Consider the following 13,923-nt stretch of genomic DNA (forward strand, 5'->3'; position numbering starts at 1 on the left):
GGGGACGGGGGGCGGGGGGATCGTGGGGCGGGCCGGGGGGCCCGCCCCACGAGAAGGCCCCCGCAGAACTCCCGTGCGGGCGAGGCTCAGCCGAAGACGGCGAGGCTCTTGGCCCGTCCGCCGCGCTCCTCGACCAGCGCGAGGAAGCGGCCGTCCGGGTCGAACACGGCCACCGGGGCCGCCTCGTACGCCGGCATGTCGATCCGTACACCGTTGAGCAGCAGCTTGGCCCGGCGCTCGTCCACGTCCCAGCGGGGGAACGCGGCCGCCGCGGCCTCGGCGATCGGCATCACCGTCAGCTCCTCCTGGAGCTGGTCCAGGGTGCGGGCGGCGTCCAGCTTGTAGGGGCCGACCCGGGTGCGGCGGAGCGCGGTGAGGTGGCCGCCGGTGGAGAGCGCGGCACCCAGGTCGCGGGCGAGGGCGCGGATGTACGTACCGGAGGAGCAGACCACCGAGACGACCAGGTCGACCACCGGGGTGCCGTCCTCGGCGACCGCCTCGCGCATGTCGTACACCTGGAAGGAGGAGACGGTCACCGGGCGGGCCGGGATGTCGAACTCCTCGCCGCCGCGCACCCGGGCGTAGGACCGCTTGCCGTCGATCTTGATGGCGCTGACCTTGGACGGCACCTGCATGATGGCGCCGGTCAGTGCGGCGACGCCGGCGTCCACGGCCTCCCGGGTCACCGCGGAGGCGTCCTTGGCCGAGGTGATCTCGCCCTCGGCGTCGTCGGTGACGGTGTCCTGGCCGAGGCGGATGGTGCCCAGGTACTCCTTCTCGGTCAGCGCGAGGTGGCCGAGGAGCTTGGTGGCCTTCTCCACGCCGAGGACGAGGACGCCGGTCGCCATCGGGTCCAGGGTGCCGGCGTGGCCGACGCGGCGGGTGCGGGCGATGCCGCGCATCTTGGCGACGACGTCGTGCGAGGTGAACCCCGACGGCTTGTCGACGATGACCAGGCCGTCGGGGGTCTTGGGGTGCTGGGTCATGCGGAGGCGTCGCCCTTGTCCGTCTCCTCGTCGTCCCCGTCCGCCTCCGGCTTGCGGTACGGGTCGGCGTCACCGGCGTAGGTCTTGCCGGTGGACACCTCGCGGACCTCGGCGTCCCGGCTGCGCGCCTTGTCGAGGAGGTCCTCGATGGTGCGGGCGTTGTCCGGCAGGGCGTCGGGCACGAAGGCCAGGGTCGGGGTGAAGCGGACGCCGGTCTGGCGGCCCACTTCGGAGCGGAGGATGCCCTTGGCGGACTCCAGGGCGGCCGCCGAGGCTGCCCGCTCCTCCTCGTCCCCGTAGACCGTGTAGAAGACCGTGGCCTCCCGCAGGTCGCCGGTGACCCGGGCGTCCGTGATGGTCACGAATCCCAGCCGGGGGTCCTTGATCCGCCGGTCCAGGGTCTCCGCGACCACGACCTGGATGCGATCGGCCAGCTTGCGGGCCCGCGCGTTGTCGGCCACCGGTCCATCTCCTCTTTCGTCTTGCGTTTCACTCTTCGTCGGTGTGCATACGCCGCCGTACGGACAGCAGCTCCACCTCGGGCCGGGCGGCGACCATGCGCTCGCACCGGTCCAGTACCTCGGTGAGGTGCCCCACGTCGCCGGAGACCACCGCGAGGCCGATCTCGGCCCTGCGGTGGAGGTTCTGCACGCCGGTCTCCGCCACGCTGACCGCGTGCTTGCGGTGCAGTTCGGCGATGATCGGGCGGACGACGGAGCGCTTCTCCTTCAACGACCGTACGTCGCCGAGGAGCAGATCGAAGGACAGCGTCCCCACATACATGCGCGACCGGATGTCCCGCCGGTTCGGGTTCGTGTGCGCCGCCGCGGTTCCGGCGGTGCGCGGCGCCCCGCCGATCACTCCCGGCGGGACACCCGAACCGTACACGCAACGGCCGGGGCCGATCGACGGATATTCCTCCGCCGACCGGCCCCGGTCCGGCTCACACGTCAGACGCGCGGCTTCTCGCGCATCTCGTACGTCGCGATGACGTCGTCGACCTTGATGTCGTTGAAGTTTCCGAGGTTGATACCGCCCTCGTAGCCTTCGCGGATCTCGGTGACATCGTCCTTGAAGCGGCGCAGACCCTCGATGTTGAGGCTCTCCGCGATGACCTTGCCGTCGCGGAGCAGGCGCGCCTTGGTGTTGCGGCGCACCTCGCCGGAGCGGATGAGGACACCCGCGATGTTGCCCAGCTTGGACGAGCGGAAGACCTCGCGGATCTCCGCCGTACCGAGCTCGACCTCTTCGTACTCCGGCTTGAGCATGCCCTTGAGGGCCGCCTCGATCTCCTCGATGGCCTGGTAGATCACCGAGTAGTACCGGACGTCGACGCCCTCGCGCTCCGCCATCTGCGCGGCACGGCCGGCCGCGCGGACGTTGAAGCCGATGACGATGGCGTCGGAGCCCATCGCCAGGTCGATGTCGGACTCCGTGACCGCACCGACGCCGCGGTGCAGGACCCGGATGTCGACCTCTTCGCCGACATCGAGCTGGAGCAGCGAGGACTCCAGCGCCTCGACCGAACCGGAAGCGTCACCCTTGATGATGAGGTTGAGCTCCTGGATCTGGCCGGCCTTGAGCACCTTGTCGAGGTCCTCAAGGGACACCCGGCGGGTGCGCTTGGCGAAGGCGGCGTTGCGCTCGCGCGCCGCGCGCTTCTCGGCGATCTGGCGGGCCGTGCGGTCCTCGTCGACGACGAGGAAGTTGTCGCCGGCGCCCGGGACGTTGGTGAGGCCCAGGACCAGGACGGGGGTCGACGGAGTGGCCTCCGCGACGTTGTTGCCCTTGTCGTCGAGCATCGCCCGGACACGTCCGTAGGCGTCGCCGGCGACGATGGTGTCGCCGACCCGCAGGGTGCCGCGCTGGACCAGGATCGTGGCGACGGCGCCGCGGCCCTTGTCCAGGTGGGACTCGATCGCGATGCCCTGCGCGTCCTGCTCCGGGTTGGCCCGCAGGTCCAGCGCCGCGTCGGCGGTGAGGACCACGGCCTCCAGCAGGCTGTCGATGTTGAGACCCTGCTTGGCGGAGATGTCGACGAACATGGTGTCGCCGCCGTACTCCTCGGCCACCAGGCCGTACTCGGTCAGCTGACCGCGCACCTTGGTCGGGTCCGCGCCCTCGACGTCGATCTTGTTGACCGCGACCACGATCGGCACGTCGGCCGCCTTGGCGTGGTTCAGCGCCTCGACCGTCTGGGGCATCACACCGTCGTTCGCCGCCACCACGAGGATCGCGATGTCGGTGGACTTCGCACCACGGGCACGCATGGCGGTGAACGCCTCGTGACCCGGGGTGTCGATGAAGGTGATGCGGCGTTCCTGCTCGTTGACCTCGGTCGCGACCTGGTAGGCACCGATGTGCTGGGTGATGCCGCCGGCCTCGCCCGCGACCACGTTGGTCTTGCGGATGGCGTCCAGCAGTCGCGTCTTACCGTGGTCGACGTGACCCATGACGGTCACCACCGGCGGACGCGGCTCCAGGTACTCCTCGCCGCCCTCGTCCTCGCCCCACTCCAGGTCGAAGGACTCCAGCAGCTCGCGGTCCTCCTCCTCGGGGCTGACGATCTGAACGGTGTAGTTCATCTCGCCGCCGAGCAGGTGCAGCGTCTCGTCGGAGACGGACTGCGTGGCCGTGACCATCTCGCCGAGGTTCATCATCACCGCGACGAGCGACGCCGGGTTGGCGTTGATCTTCTCGGCGAAGTCGGTGAGGGAGGCACCACGCGACAGACGGACGGTCTCGCCGTTGCCGCGCGGCAGCATCACGCCGCCGACCGACGGGGCCTGCATGGCCTCGTACTCCTGGCGCCTCTGCCGCTTCGACTTGCGACCGCGGCGGGCGGGCCCGCCGGGACGGCCGAAGGCACCCTGCGTGCCACCGCGGCCACCGGGACCGCCGGGACGACCGCCGAAGCCGGGACGGCCGCCGAAGCCGCCGCCGCCACCGGGACCGCCGGGACGACCGCCGCCGCCACCGCCACCGGGACGGCCGGCGAAGCCGCCGCCACCGCCGCCGGGACCGGCCGGACGACCGGCGAAGCCGGGACGGCCACCGCCGCCGCCGGGACCGCCGGGGCGACCGCCGCCGCCACCCGGACCGCGGCCGCCGGGGCCGGGACGGGGGCCGGCAGCCGGACGCTGCGGCATCATGCCCGGGTTCGGGCGGTTGCCCGCGGGGCCGCCACCGGGGCGGGGCGCCTGCGGACGCGGCATCGAGCCGGGGGTGGGACGCGGACCGCCGGGGCCCGCCTGGGGACGGGGACCGCCCTGGCCGGCGCCCTGCGGACGCGGACCGCCGGGGGCACCGGCGCCGCCGGGACCACCGGGGCCGGGACGCTGCGCGCCACCGGGCCGGGGCGCCTGCGGGCGGCCCATGCCGGTGGAGCCACCGGAGGTGAAGGGGTTGTTGCCCGGACGCGGGCCCGCGGGACGCGGGGCGCCGGGACGGGGGGCCTGCTGGCCCGGACGCGCGCCACCGGGGCGCTGTCCGCCCTGGCCGCCGCCCTGACCACCCTGGCCGCCCTGCGGGCGGGCCGCGGGACGCGGGCCGGGGGTGGCACCACCGGACCGGGGACCGGCGGCCGGAGCCGACGGGGCCGACGGCGGCGCGGTGAACTCCGGGTTGGCCGGGGCCGGCGACGCCGGCGCGGGCCGGGGCGCGGGCTTCGGGCCCGGGGTGGGCCGCTGGCCACCGGGGGCGGCCGGCGCGGCGGAACCGCCCGGACGGCTCGGGGCCGCGGGGGCGGGCTTCTCAGCGGCCGCCGGCTTCGGCGCGGGGGCGCCGGGCTTGGGGGCGGCCGGACGGGCACCCTGCGCCGGGGAGGGCGCCGGGGCCGAAGGCTTGGCAGGCGCGGCCTTGCGGGGCGCGCCGGGCTTGGCTGCGGACTTGCCGGCGTTGCCGCCGGGCCCCTGCAGCGCGTCAGTCAGTTTGCGTACCACCGGCGCCTCGATCGTCGAGGACGCCGAACGGACGAATTCACCGAGTTCTTGGAGCTTGGCCATGACGACCTTGCTCTCCACACCGAACTCCTTGGCGAGTTCGTATACCCGGACCTTAGCCACTTCGCTCCTTTGAGGTCCGGATTACCGCCGGACCGTCGCTACTTCATGGGCGTACTCATCGCGTACTCATCGAGTGCTCATCGCAATCTCGACCTACTTCCATCTCGCGAGGTACCTGACCGCACGGGAGGACCCGTGCCGTACTTCTTCTTTCCTTACCGAGCCTCGACATACTCACGCAGCGCCGCGGTGTCGAGCGGTCCCTGGGCCCGAAAGGCCCGGGGGAACGCGCGCCTGCGGACGGCGAGGTCGAGGCAGACCGGAACGGGATGCACATAGGCACCCCGGCCGGGCAGCGTACCGCGCGGATCAGGGGCGCAACCGCCCTCGATCAACACGATGCGCAGCAGATCGCTCTTGGCCGCTCGCTCCCGGCACCCGATACAGGTGCGCTCCGGGCGTGCGCGGGCATGCGTCCGGCCAGACACGGATAAGTCTACCTCCCCGCACCGACCTCACCCCTTCGGGGCAAGGATCGAACGGTTGTTGTCGTGATCTCGCCGTGCCACAACGTGATCACGGCGAGATCCATTCCCCGGGACGGACCGGTGTCAGCCGCGCCCGGGGGCGGGCCGCCCGGACGGGGGCCGCTCGGACGACTGCTCGGACGACTGCTCGGTGTCCGGGCGGATGTCGATGCGCCAGCCGGTGAGGCGGGCGGCGAGCCGGGCGTTCTGGCCCTCCTTGCCGATCGCCAGCGACAGCTGGTAGTCCGGCACGATCACCCGGGCGGAGCGGGCGCCGAGGTCGACGACCTCCACTTTGGTGACCCGGGCCGGGGAGAGCGCGTTCGCCACCATCTCGGCCGGGTCGTCCGACCAGTCCACAATGTCGATCTTCTCACCGTGCAGCTCGGCCATCACATTGCGGACCCGGCCGCCCATCGGGCCGATGCAGGCGCCCTTGGCGTTCAGCCCGGAGCGGGTGGAGCGGACCGCGATCTTGGTGCGGTGGCCGGCCTCGCGGGCGATGGCGGAGATCTCCACCGAACCGTCGGCGATCTCCGGGACCTCCAGCGCGAACAGCTTCTTCACCAGGTTGGGGTGGGTGCGCGAGAGGGTGACCGAGGGGCCGCGCACGCCCTTGGCGACCCGCACCACATAGGTGCGCAGCCGGAGCCCGTGCTCGTACTCCTCGCCCGGCACCTGCTCCTGCACCGGAAGGATGGCCTCCAGCTTGTCGTCCAGCTTGACCAGGACGTTCTTCGGGTCCTTGCCCTGCTGGACCTGGCCGGCCACCACATCGCCCTCGCGGCGGGCGTACTCGCCGAAGGTGATGTCGTTCTCGGCGTCCCGCAGCCGCTGCTGGATGACCTGGCGGGCGGTGGACGCCGCGATCCGGCCGAAGTCGGAGGGGGTGTCGTCGAAGTCCTTGGGCTCCTGGCCCTCCTCCAGATCGGCGGCCTCCTCCTTGGCCCAGACCGTGACATGGCCGGTGTTCCGGTCCAGCACGACCCGGGCGTGGCGGCGGGCGCCCTCGGTGCGGTGGTACGCGATGAGGAGGGCCGACTCGATCGCCTCGACCAGCAGGTCGAACGCGATCTCCTTCTCCTGTGCCAAGCCCCTCAGGAGCTTCACGTCGATGTCCACGGCTACGCCTCCTCTTCCTTCGTCTCGTCCGTCTCGTCGTCACCGGCCGGGCGCCCCTCGGGCACGTCCTCGGCCTTCTCGTCCTTGCGGTTGAACTCGATCTCCACCCGCGCCTTGGCGACGTCGGCGAAGGCGAGGCGGCGGGCGGTGGGCTTGCGCCCCTTCACACCCGGCACCTCGGCGTCCACGCCCTCGTCGTCCACGCCCAGGATCCGGGCGGTCAGCTCGCCGCCCTCGCGCAGCTGGAACTTCACCAGCCGGCCGGTGGCGCGGACGTAGTGGCGGTGCTCGGTGAGCGGGCGGTCGGCGCCCGGCGAGGTCACTTCGAGGACGTACTCGCCCTCGCCCATCGCGTCGGTCTCGTCCAGCTTCTCGGAGATCGCCCGGCTCAGCTCGGCGCAGGCGTCGAGTTCCACCCCGTGGTCGGAGTCCACGACCACTCTCAGCATCCGGCGGCGGCCGGCCCGGGACACCTCGATCTCTTCCAGATCCAGATCCTTGGCGCTGACGAGCGGCTCCAGCAGCCCGCGCAGCCGCTCGCTCTGGGTGGTGCTCATCCGGGTGACTCCTCGGCCGCGTGTGCTGTTGTGGGTTCCTCGCGTGTCGATGAGAAGGGTATCTGGTCGCGGGGGGTGTTGCCGTCCACCCCGGACAGGGCCGCGGGTACGCTCGCCTGCGGTGATCTTCACCACCGGGCACCACAGCCGGGCCGAGCGGCCGGCGCGTAAGAGGCGGGAGAGACGCGTGGGGCGCAGAGGGACGACACGCAGACGGGTGCTCATCGCGGCCGGGGCGCTGGGCGCCGCCGCGCCGCTGGCCGGCTGCACGGCCGGCTCCGGCGGGGACACCGGGCCGACCGCCGAGGAGCGGGCCGAGGACACCCTGCGCCGCCGGTCGGCCGCCGTCTCCACCGCCCTGCTGAGCCGTTACGACGCGGCGGCCGCGGCCCACCCCGGGCTGGCGCAGCGGCTGGCTCCGCTACGGGCCGAGGCGGCGGCGCACACCGCGGCACTCGGCCCGGAGGGCACCCGGCCCCCGACCGCCTCCCCCTCCCCTTCGCCCTCCGCTTCGAGGACCCCCGCCGCCCCGGCCACCCAGGCGGGCCCCTCCGGCTCACCCGGCGCCTCGGTCCCCGCCGACCCCGCGGCCGCCCTCAAGGACCTGGCCGCGCTCGCCACCACCACCGCCGACACCCACGCCCGGGCGCTGGGCGCCGCCGCCCCCGAGTACGCCCGGCTGCTCGCCTCGGTCGCCGCCGCCAGTGCGGCCCACGCTTATCTGCTGACCGCGGCGAAGCCCGGGGCCGCCTCATGAGACCGCGTCGCCGCCCCACCTGCGCCGAAAGGATTCGCCGATGACCACCGCCGCGCTGGACGCCGCACAGGCCGCGCTCGCCGCCGAGCACGCGGCGGTCTACGGGTACGGGGTGGTCGGCGGCCGGGTCGGCAGGGACCGGCGGGGCGAGGCGACCGCCGCGCACGCCGCCCACCGGGCCCGCCGGGACGCGCTGGCGCGCACCGTACGGGACCTGGGCGGGGAGCCCGCCGCCTCGGCCGCCGGCTACGCGCTGCCGTTCGCCGTGCCGGACGCCGCCGCGGCCGTCCGGCTCGCCGCGCAGTTGGAGGACCGGGTCGCGGGCGTCTACTCCGACCTCGTACGGGCCGCCGAAGGGCCGCTGCGCCGGGAGGCGGCCGGTGCGCTGCGGGAGGCGGCGGTCCGGGCGGTGCGCTGGCGGGGCGGCGGCGTAGCCTTTCCTGGGCTCGCCGAGCGGGCGTGAGCCCGGCGGGGCCGCGCCGACCGGCTGGTTCCGACCGGGAAGGAGCCCGTACGGACGCGGAACCGTGAGCCCGGCTGACGAGAGGGAACAACGCACGCATGGCCTATGAACCGCCGCGACGACTGGTCCGGGCGCTCGGCGAGACCTACGGGGACGCCGCCGCCGGGGACTGGCTGGCCCGCCTGCCCGAGCTGGCCGGTGAGGCGGTGGACGCCCGGCGGGTGGACGCCGAGCGGGTGGCGGTCCCGGGCGGGCGCAGCAGCCTGGTGGTGCTGGTGCGGGACGCCGAGGGCGGCGCGGCCGCGCTGAAGGTGGCGCCGCCGTTCGCCGCGCCCGAGCTGGAGCGGGCGGCGCTGGCGCACTGGGACGGCTGGGGCGCGGTGCGGCTGCTGGACGGCAGCGGCCCGGGGCTGCTGCTGGAGCGGCTGCACCCGGAGATGTCGCTGCGTTCGCTGCCGGAGGCCAAGGCCCTGCTGGAGGCGGCCGGGACGGTGCGCCGGCTCTGGGTGGAGCCCCCGGCGGGGCATGGCTTCGAGTCGGTCGCCGTACGCACCGAGCGCCAGGCGGAGGCGATGCGGGCGGCCAAGGACACGGAGACCGCGGATCTGGTGGCGGCGGCGCTGGAGGCGCGGGACGCGCTGGTCGCGGACGCCCCCGAGGAGCTGCTGCTGCACGGCTGCTTCCGGCAGGGCAAGGTGCTGGCCGGCGACCGCGCCCCCTGGCTGGCGGTCGGCCCGGACCCGGTGGTGGGCGAGCGGGCCTACGACCTGGCCCGGCTGGTCCGGGACCGGGTGGAGGACCTGGTGGCCGCGGACACCGGCCCGTCCTCCGGGCGGCGCCGGGTGAACCGGCTGGCCGACTCGCTGGACGTGGACCGGGAGCGGCTGCGCGGCTGGACGCTGTTCCGGGCCGTGGAGTCGGGCGTCCGGGCGCTGGCGGCGGGCCGCCGGCAGGACGGCGAGGTACTGCTGGAGTTCGCCGGCTGGCTCTGAAGCCGCCACGCCGCAGGCGCCCCCTCGGCCCCGTCCCCGATCCCGTTCGGGTAAACCGGTCCGTTACGCCCGTCCGAGTGCGATATTGGGCATAACACACCGAATACCTCCGCTGGACGGGAGGGATGTCATGGTCGAGGAACTGCTCGGGGCGGCAGCGGCGACCGGCACGGCCGCCGTGGTGTACGTGGCGTCCGCCGCCAGGGTGATCAAGCAGTACGAGAAGGGCGTGGTGCTGCGCTTCGGGCGGCTGCGCAAGGGGGTGCGGGGTCCCGGCTTCACCATGGTGGTGCCGTTCATGGACCGGCTGCACAAGGTGAACATGCAGATCGTCACCATGCCGGTGCCCTCCCAGGACGGCATCACCCGGGACAACGTCACGGTCCGGGTGGACGCGGTGATCTACTTCCGGGTGGTCGACGCGGCGGCCGCGATCATGCGGGTGGAGGACTACCGGTTCGCGGTCTCCCAGATCGCCCAGACCTCGCTGCGCTCGATCATCGGCAAGAGCGACCTGGACGATCTGCTCTCCAACCGGGAGCAGCTCAACCAGGGGCTGGAGCTGATGATCGACAACCCGGCGGTGGACTGGGGCGTCACCATCGACCGGGTGGAGATCAAGGACGTCTCGCTGCCGGAGACCATGAAGCGGTCGATGGCCCGGCAGGCGGAGGCCGACCGGGAGCGGCGGGCCCGGGTGATCAACGCGGACGCCGAGCTCCAGGCCTCCAAGAAGCTGTCCGAGGCGGCCCGGGGCATGTCGGAGACGCCCGCCGCGCTCCAGTTGCGGCTGCTGCAGACCATCGTGGCGGTGGCCGCGGAGAAGAACTCCACGCTGGTGCTGCCGTTCCCGGTGGAGCTGCTGCGCTTCCTGGAGCGGGCCTCGCAGAACCAGCCGCAGGCCGCGCCGGACCAGGCCGCGCCCTCGTCACCGCCGGAGCCGGAGCCGGAGTCCCGGCCGAAGCCCGCCATGGAGCCGGAGCCGCCGCCCGTGGTGGAGCTGGAGCCGGCGCCCGAGCGGCCGTTCACCGCGGAGCGGCCCACGCTGCGGGTGCACGACCCGCACCCGGACGATCCGCCGCTGGCCCATGAGCCGCTGCTGCGCGAGCCGGCGCCCCCGCACCGGGCGGACCGGTCGGACGACGCCGGTACGGCCGGCTGCATCTGAGCACCACACGGCCGCGAGGCCCCTCCCGAGCCAGGGGAGGGGCCTCGCGGCGTACGGTGTCGGGCGATCAGCCGCGGGCACTCGCCAGCCGGGCGACCGCCTCGGCGACCGGCAGCTCCTCGCGCTCACCGGTGCGGCGGTCCTTGAGCTCGACCACGCCCTCGGCGGTGCGGCGGCCGGCGACCAGGATCTTCGGTACGCCGATCAGCTCCGCGTCGGTGAACTTCACGCCCGGGGAGACGCCCGCGCGGTCGTCCACCAGCACCCGCAGCCCGGCCTCGCCCAGCTGCTCGGCGACGGAGAGCGCCAGCTCCGTCTGGGCGGCCTTGCCGGCCGCGACCACATGGACGTCGGCGGGGGCGATCTCGGCGGGCCAGCACAGGCCCTGCCCGTCGGCGGTCTGCTCGGCCAGGGCGGCGACCGCGCGGGAGACGCCGACGCCGTAGGAGCCCATGGTGGCCCGGACCGGCTTGCCGTTCTGGCCGAGCACGTCCAGCTGCATGGCGTCCGCGTACTTGCGGCCGAGCTGGAAGATATGGCCGATCTCGATGGCGCGGTCCAGCTTCAGCCCGGTGGAGCACTTCGGGCAGGGGTCGCCCTCCTCGACCACCACCACGTCCAGGTACTGGTCCACCGCGAAGTCGCGGCCGACGACCACGTTCCTCGCGTGCTTGCCCTCCTGGTTGGCGCCGGTGACCCAGGCGGTGCCGGCGGCGATCCGGGGGTCGGCCAGATAGCGGACCTTCTCCAGGCCCTGCGGCCCGACATAGCCGCGGACCAGGTCGGGGCGGCCGGTGAAGTCCTCGGCGGTGACCAGCTCGACGGCGGCGGGGGCCAGGTGGTCCTCCAGCTTGCCGAGGTCCACCTCGCGGTCGCCGGGCACGCCGACGGCGACGATCTCGCCGTCCACCTTGACCAGCAGGTTCTTCAGGGTGGCGGAGGCGGGCACGTCCAGGAAGGCGGCCAGCGTCTCGATGGTCGGGGTGTCGGGGGTGTCCAGCACCTCGACCGGCCCGTGCGCCGAGGCGTCGGCGGGCTCGCCGCCGGGGAAGGTCACGGCCTCGGTGTTGGCCGCGTAGTCGCAGGAGGGGCAGTAGACGAAGGTGTCCTCACCGGCCGCCGCGGGCGCCAGGAACTCCTCGGAGGCCGAGCCGCCCATCGCACCGGAGACCGCCGAGACGATCTTGTGGCGCAGCCCGAGCCGGTCGAAGATCCGGACGTACGCCTGGCGGTGCAGCGCGTAGGACTCGGCCAGGCCCTCGTCGGTGGTGTCGAAGGAGTACGAGTCCTTCATCTGGAACTCGCGACCGCGCAGGATGCCGGAGCGGGGGCGGGCCTCGTCGCGGTACTTGGTCTGGATCTGGTAGAGGATCACCGGCAGGTCCTTGTAGGACGTGCACTGGTCCTTGACCAGCAGGGTGAAGATCTCCTCGTGGGTGGGGCCGAGCAGGTACTCGGCGCCCTTGCGGTCCTTGAGGCGGAACAGCTCGGGGCCGTACTCGTCCCAGCGGCCGGTGGCCTCGTAGGGCTCCTTGGGCAGCAGCGCGGGCAGCAGCACCTCCTGGGCGCCGATCGCGTCCATCTCCTCGCGGACCACGCGGCTGACGTTCTCCAGGACCTTCATGCCGAGCGGCAGCCAGGACCAGATGCCCGCGGCGTTGCGGCGGACGTATCCGGCGCGGACCAGCAGCTTGTGGCTGAGGGTCTCGGCGTCCGCCGGGTCGTCGCGCAGTGTCTTGACCATCAACCGGGACATGCGCTGGACCTGGGCCATGGGGAACTCTCCTGCGGTGGAAATGGTGATAGCCAGGAGGTTAGCCCTGCCCCGCCCGCTGGCGGAAATCAGTTAGGCGCCACCGTCTCGGACTTGCGCAGCAGCGGCAGCTCCGCCCCCATCACCGCGTACGGCCGTCCCGCACTGGGGAACTGCACCCGCCGGGCGAGATCGGCGTAGCCCAGCGAGCGGTAGAGGCGGCGCGCCGGGCTCTCGATGTCGATGGCCGAGAGGATCGAGCGCGGCTGCCCGGCGGTGTCCGTGATGGCGGTGATCAGCCCCCTTCCCAGCCCCCGCCCCTGAAACCCGGGCAGGACGTGCAACTCCGTGATCACGAAGACATCGTCCAGCCAGATGTCGGCGCCGCCCGCCCGCAGATACGGCTCGACCACGGTGGACCACCAGTGGGCGCGGTCGTTGGGCATCCCGTAGACGAAGCCGACCAGCCGGCCGGTGGGGGTGAGCGCCCCGTAGGCGCGGGCGCCGGGGTTGAGCAGATGGCGCTGGACGATATGGCGGCGTACGGCGACCTCGTCCTCGGTCAGCCCGAAGGCGAGCGCCTGAACGGCGAGGGCGTCGTCCACGCGGGGTGTGAGGTCGACCGGTTCCACCACGACGTCATCCATGGCCGCACCCTACGTCGACGCCGACCGGCTCAGAACAGCACACTGCCTCAGAACAGCACGCTCATGAAGGCCCCGGTCTCCCGGAAGCCGACCCGGCGGTAGGCGGCCCGGGCGGGCAGGTTGTAGTCGTTGACGTAGAGGGAGACCACCGGCGCGGTGTCGGCGAGCGCGTAGCGCAGTACGGCGGCCATCCCGGTCTCGGAGAGCCCGCGGCCCCGGTACTCGGGCGCCACCCAGACGCCCTGGATCTGGCAGGCCTGCGGGGTGGCGGCGCCGATCTCCGCCTTGAAGACCACCTTGCCGTCCGCGAACCGGGCGAACGCCCTCCCGGAACCGACGAGTTCGGCGACCCGGGCCTGGTAGAGCAGTCCCCCGTCGCCGGCCAGCGGGGAGACGCCGACCTCCTCGGTGAACATGGCCACACAGGCCGGCATGACCACGTCCATCTCGTCCTTGCGGACCCGGCGGACGTACGGGTCGGGCTGGACGTCCCGGGCGAGCCGGTCGGTGGCCATCAGCGGCTGGTGCGGGCGGACGTCCCGGGCGGGGCCCCAGCTCGGTTCGAGCAGCCGCCACAGCTCGGCGGTGGGTTCGGCGGGCCCCACGATCGACGAGCACCGGCGCCCGGCCCGGCGGGCCCGTTCGGCGAAGGCCCGCACCGCCTCGGGCTCGGCGCAGACCGGCACCAGGTTGGCCCCCGCGTAGCAGAGCGACCGCAGCTCCCCGCCCGCGTACCAGCCCCACATCTCCCCGCCCAGCCGCCACGGGTCCAGCCCGGCGACCTGGACGCGCGAGGCGACAAAGGCGTTGGCGACCGGGTCGCTGTCCAGCACGGCGAGGGCTGCGCCGAGGTCGCCGGGGCCGAGGACCCGGGTGGTGGTCTGCGTCAGCACGAGGGGCCTCACATGCGTTCCGTACGGGTCCTGGCACTGTACCCGGCCCTGCCG

14 protein-coding genes are annotated in these 13,923 nt (G+C 73.4%); 4 read left to right on the forward strand and 10 right to left on the reverse strand.

Annotation, left to right across the window (positions count from 1 at the left end; genetic code table 11):
• Nucleotides 1–86 precede the first annotated feature (86 nt).
• The 7 genes from truB to rimP all read right to left on the reverse strand — a co-directional run bounded on the left by truB (nucleotide 87) and on the right by rimP (nucleotide 7,196).
• Nucleotides 87–986: a tRNA pseudouridine(55) synthase TruB gene (gene truB, locus ABZ945_RS20725; RefSeq protein WP_361271407.1), complete on the reverse strand. Its 900-nt coding sequence runs from the start codon at nucleotides 984–986 to the stop codon at nucleotides 87–89.
• Nucleotides 983–1,447 carry a 30S ribosome-binding factor RbfA gene (gene rbfA, locus ABZ945_RS20730; RefSeq protein WP_361271410.1) on the reverse strand — a complete coding sequence of 155 codons (465 nt, stop codon included), beginning with the start codon at nucleotides 1,445–1,447 and terminating at the stop codon, nucleotides 983–985. Before rbfA ends, truB begins: the two co-directional genes overlap by 4 nt.
• Before the next feature lie 28 nt (nucleotides 1,448–1,475).
• Nucleotides 1,476–1,769, reverse strand: a complete 294-nt coding sequence (locus ABZ945_RS20735; RefSeq protein ID WP_361271413.1) for a DUF503 domain-containing protein — start codon at nucleotides 1,767–1,769, stop codon at nucleotides 1,476–1,478.
• Between the two features lie 167 nt (nucleotides 1,770–1,936).
• Nucleotides 1,937–5,050: a translation initiation factor IF-2 gene (infB, locus tag ABZ945_RS20740; RefSeq protein ID WP_361271415.1), complete on the reverse strand. Its 3,114-nt coding sequence runs from the start codon at nucleotides 5,048–5,050 to the stop codon at nucleotides 1,937–1,939.
• 155 nt (nucleotides 5,051–5,205) lie between these two features.
• Nucleotides 5,206–5,478, reverse strand: a complete 273-nt coding sequence (locus tag ABZ945_RS20745; RefSeq protein WP_361271418.1) for a YlxR family protein — start codon at nucleotides 5,476–5,478, stop codon at nucleotides 5,206–5,208.
• Nucleotides 5,479–5,601: 123 nt separating this feature from the next.
• On the reverse strand, nucleotides 5,602–6,639 hold the full coding sequence (gene nusA / locus ABZ945_RS20750) for a transcription termination factor NusA (protein WP_361271420.1): 1,038 nt from the start codon (nucleotides 6,637–6,639) through the stop codon (nucleotides 5,602–5,604).
• 2 nt (nucleotides 6,640–6,641) lie between these two features.
• Nucleotides 6,642–7,196 (reverse strand): ribosome maturation factor RimP, encoded by a 555-nt coding sequence (gene rimP, locus ABZ945_RS20755; protein ID WP_361271423.1) that lies wholly within the window; start codon nucleotides 7,194–7,196, stop codon nucleotides 6,642–6,644.
• A gap of 187 nt (nucleotides 7,197–7,383) precedes the next feature.
• On the opposite strand from rimP, the gene ABZ945_RS20760 reads away from it, so the two are divergent.
• From ABZ945_RS20760 to ABZ945_RS20775, 4 genes are all read left to right on the forward strand, one after another.
• A complete protein-coding gene (locus tag ABZ945_RS20760) occupies nucleotides 7,384–7,953 on the forward strand; it encodes a hypothetical protein (protein WP_361271426.1) in 570 nt (189 codons plus the stop codon).
• Between the two features lie 40 nt (nucleotides 7,954–7,993).
• The gene (locus ABZ945_RS20765) at nucleotides 7,994–8,416 is read left to right on the forward strand and encodes a DUF4439 domain-containing protein (RefSeq protein ID WP_361271428.1); all 423 of its coding nucleotides are present in this window, start codon (nucleotides 7,994–7,996) and stop codon (nucleotides 8,414–8,416) included.
• 98 nt (nucleotides 8,417–8,514) lie between these two features.
• Entirely contained in the window at nucleotides 8,515–9,408 is an 894-nt protein-coding gene (locus ABZ945_RS20770) for an aminoglycoside phosphotransferase family protein (protein WP_361271431.1), read from the forward strand.
• Between the two features lie 130 nt (nucleotides 9,409–9,538).
• Nucleotides 9,539–10,576, forward strand: coding sequence for a slipin family protein (locus ABZ945_RS20775; RefSeq protein ID WP_361271434.1), 1,038 nt, complete (start codon nucleotides 9,539–9,541; stop codon nucleotides 10,574–10,576).
• A 67-nt stretch (nucleotides 10,577–10,643) separates the two neighbouring features.
• On the opposite strand, the gene ABZ945_RS20780 is transcribed toward ABZ945_RS20775, so the two are convergent.
• From ABZ945_RS20780 to ABZ945_RS20790, 3 genes are all read right to left on the reverse strand, one after another.
• Nucleotides 10,644–12,350 (reverse strand): proline--tRNA ligase, encoded by a 1,707-nt coding sequence (locus ABZ945_RS20780; RefSeq protein ID WP_361271435.1) that lies wholly within the window; start codon nucleotides 12,348–12,350, stop codon nucleotides 10,644–10,646.
• Nucleotides 12,351–12,418: 68 nt separating this feature from the next.
• Nucleotides 12,419–12,976 (reverse strand): GNAT family N-acetyltransferase, encoded by a 558-nt coding sequence (locus ABZ945_RS20785; RefSeq protein ID WP_361271438.1) that lies wholly within the window; start codon nucleotides 12,974–12,976, stop codon nucleotides 12,419–12,421.
• Nucleotides 12,977–13,023: 47 nt separating this feature from the next.
• A complete protein-coding gene (locus ABZ945_RS20790) occupies nucleotides 13,024–13,869 on the reverse strand; it encodes a GNAT family N-acetyltransferase (protein ID WP_361271440.1) in 846 nt (281 codons plus the stop codon).
• Between the last annotated feature and the right edge of the window lie 54 nt (nucleotides 13,870–13,923).

Origin of the sequence: Streptomyces sp. NPDC046887 (genome assembly GCF_040644755.1) — a bacterium.
Classification (GTDB): Bacteria; Actinomycetota; Actinomycetes; order Streptomycetales; family Streptomycetaceae; genus Streptomyces; species Streptomyces lichenis.

Excerpts from the sequence above, each read along its gene's own strand:
- ABZ945_RS20775 (WP_361271434.1), top strand. The coding sequence starts at position 9,539 with ATGGTCGAGGAACTGCTCGGGGCGGCAGCGGCGACCGGCACGGCCGCC.
- ABZ945_RS20780 (WP_361271435.1), bottom strand. The coding sequence starts at position 12,350 with ATGGCCCAGGTCCAGCGCATGTCCCGGTTGATGGTCAAGACACTGCGC.
- rimP (WP_361271423.1), bottom strand. The coding sequence starts at position 7,196 with ATGAGCACCACCCAGAGCGAGCGGCTGCGCGGGCTGCTGGAGCCGCTC.
- ABZ945_RS20735 (WP_361271413.1), bottom strand. The coding sequence starts at position 1,769 with ATGTATGTGGGGACGCTGTCCTTCGATCTGCTCCTCGGCGACGTACGG.
- truB (WP_361271407.1), bottom strand. The coding sequence starts at position 986 with ATGACCCAGCACCCCAAGACCCCCGACGGCCTGGTCATCGTCGACAAG.
- ABZ945_RS20785 (WP_361271438.1), bottom strand. The coding sequence starts at position 12,976 with ATGGATGACGTCGTGGTGGAACCGGTCGACCTCACACCCCGCGTGGAC.
- ABZ945_RS20770 (WP_361271431.1), top strand. The coding sequence starts at position 8,515 with ATGGCCTATGAACCGCCGCGACGACTGGTCCGGGCGCTCGGCGAGACC.
- ABZ945_RS20765 (WP_361271428.1), top strand. The coding sequence starts at position 7,994 with ATGACCACCGCCGCGCTGGACGCCGCACAGGCCGCGCTCGCCGCCGAG.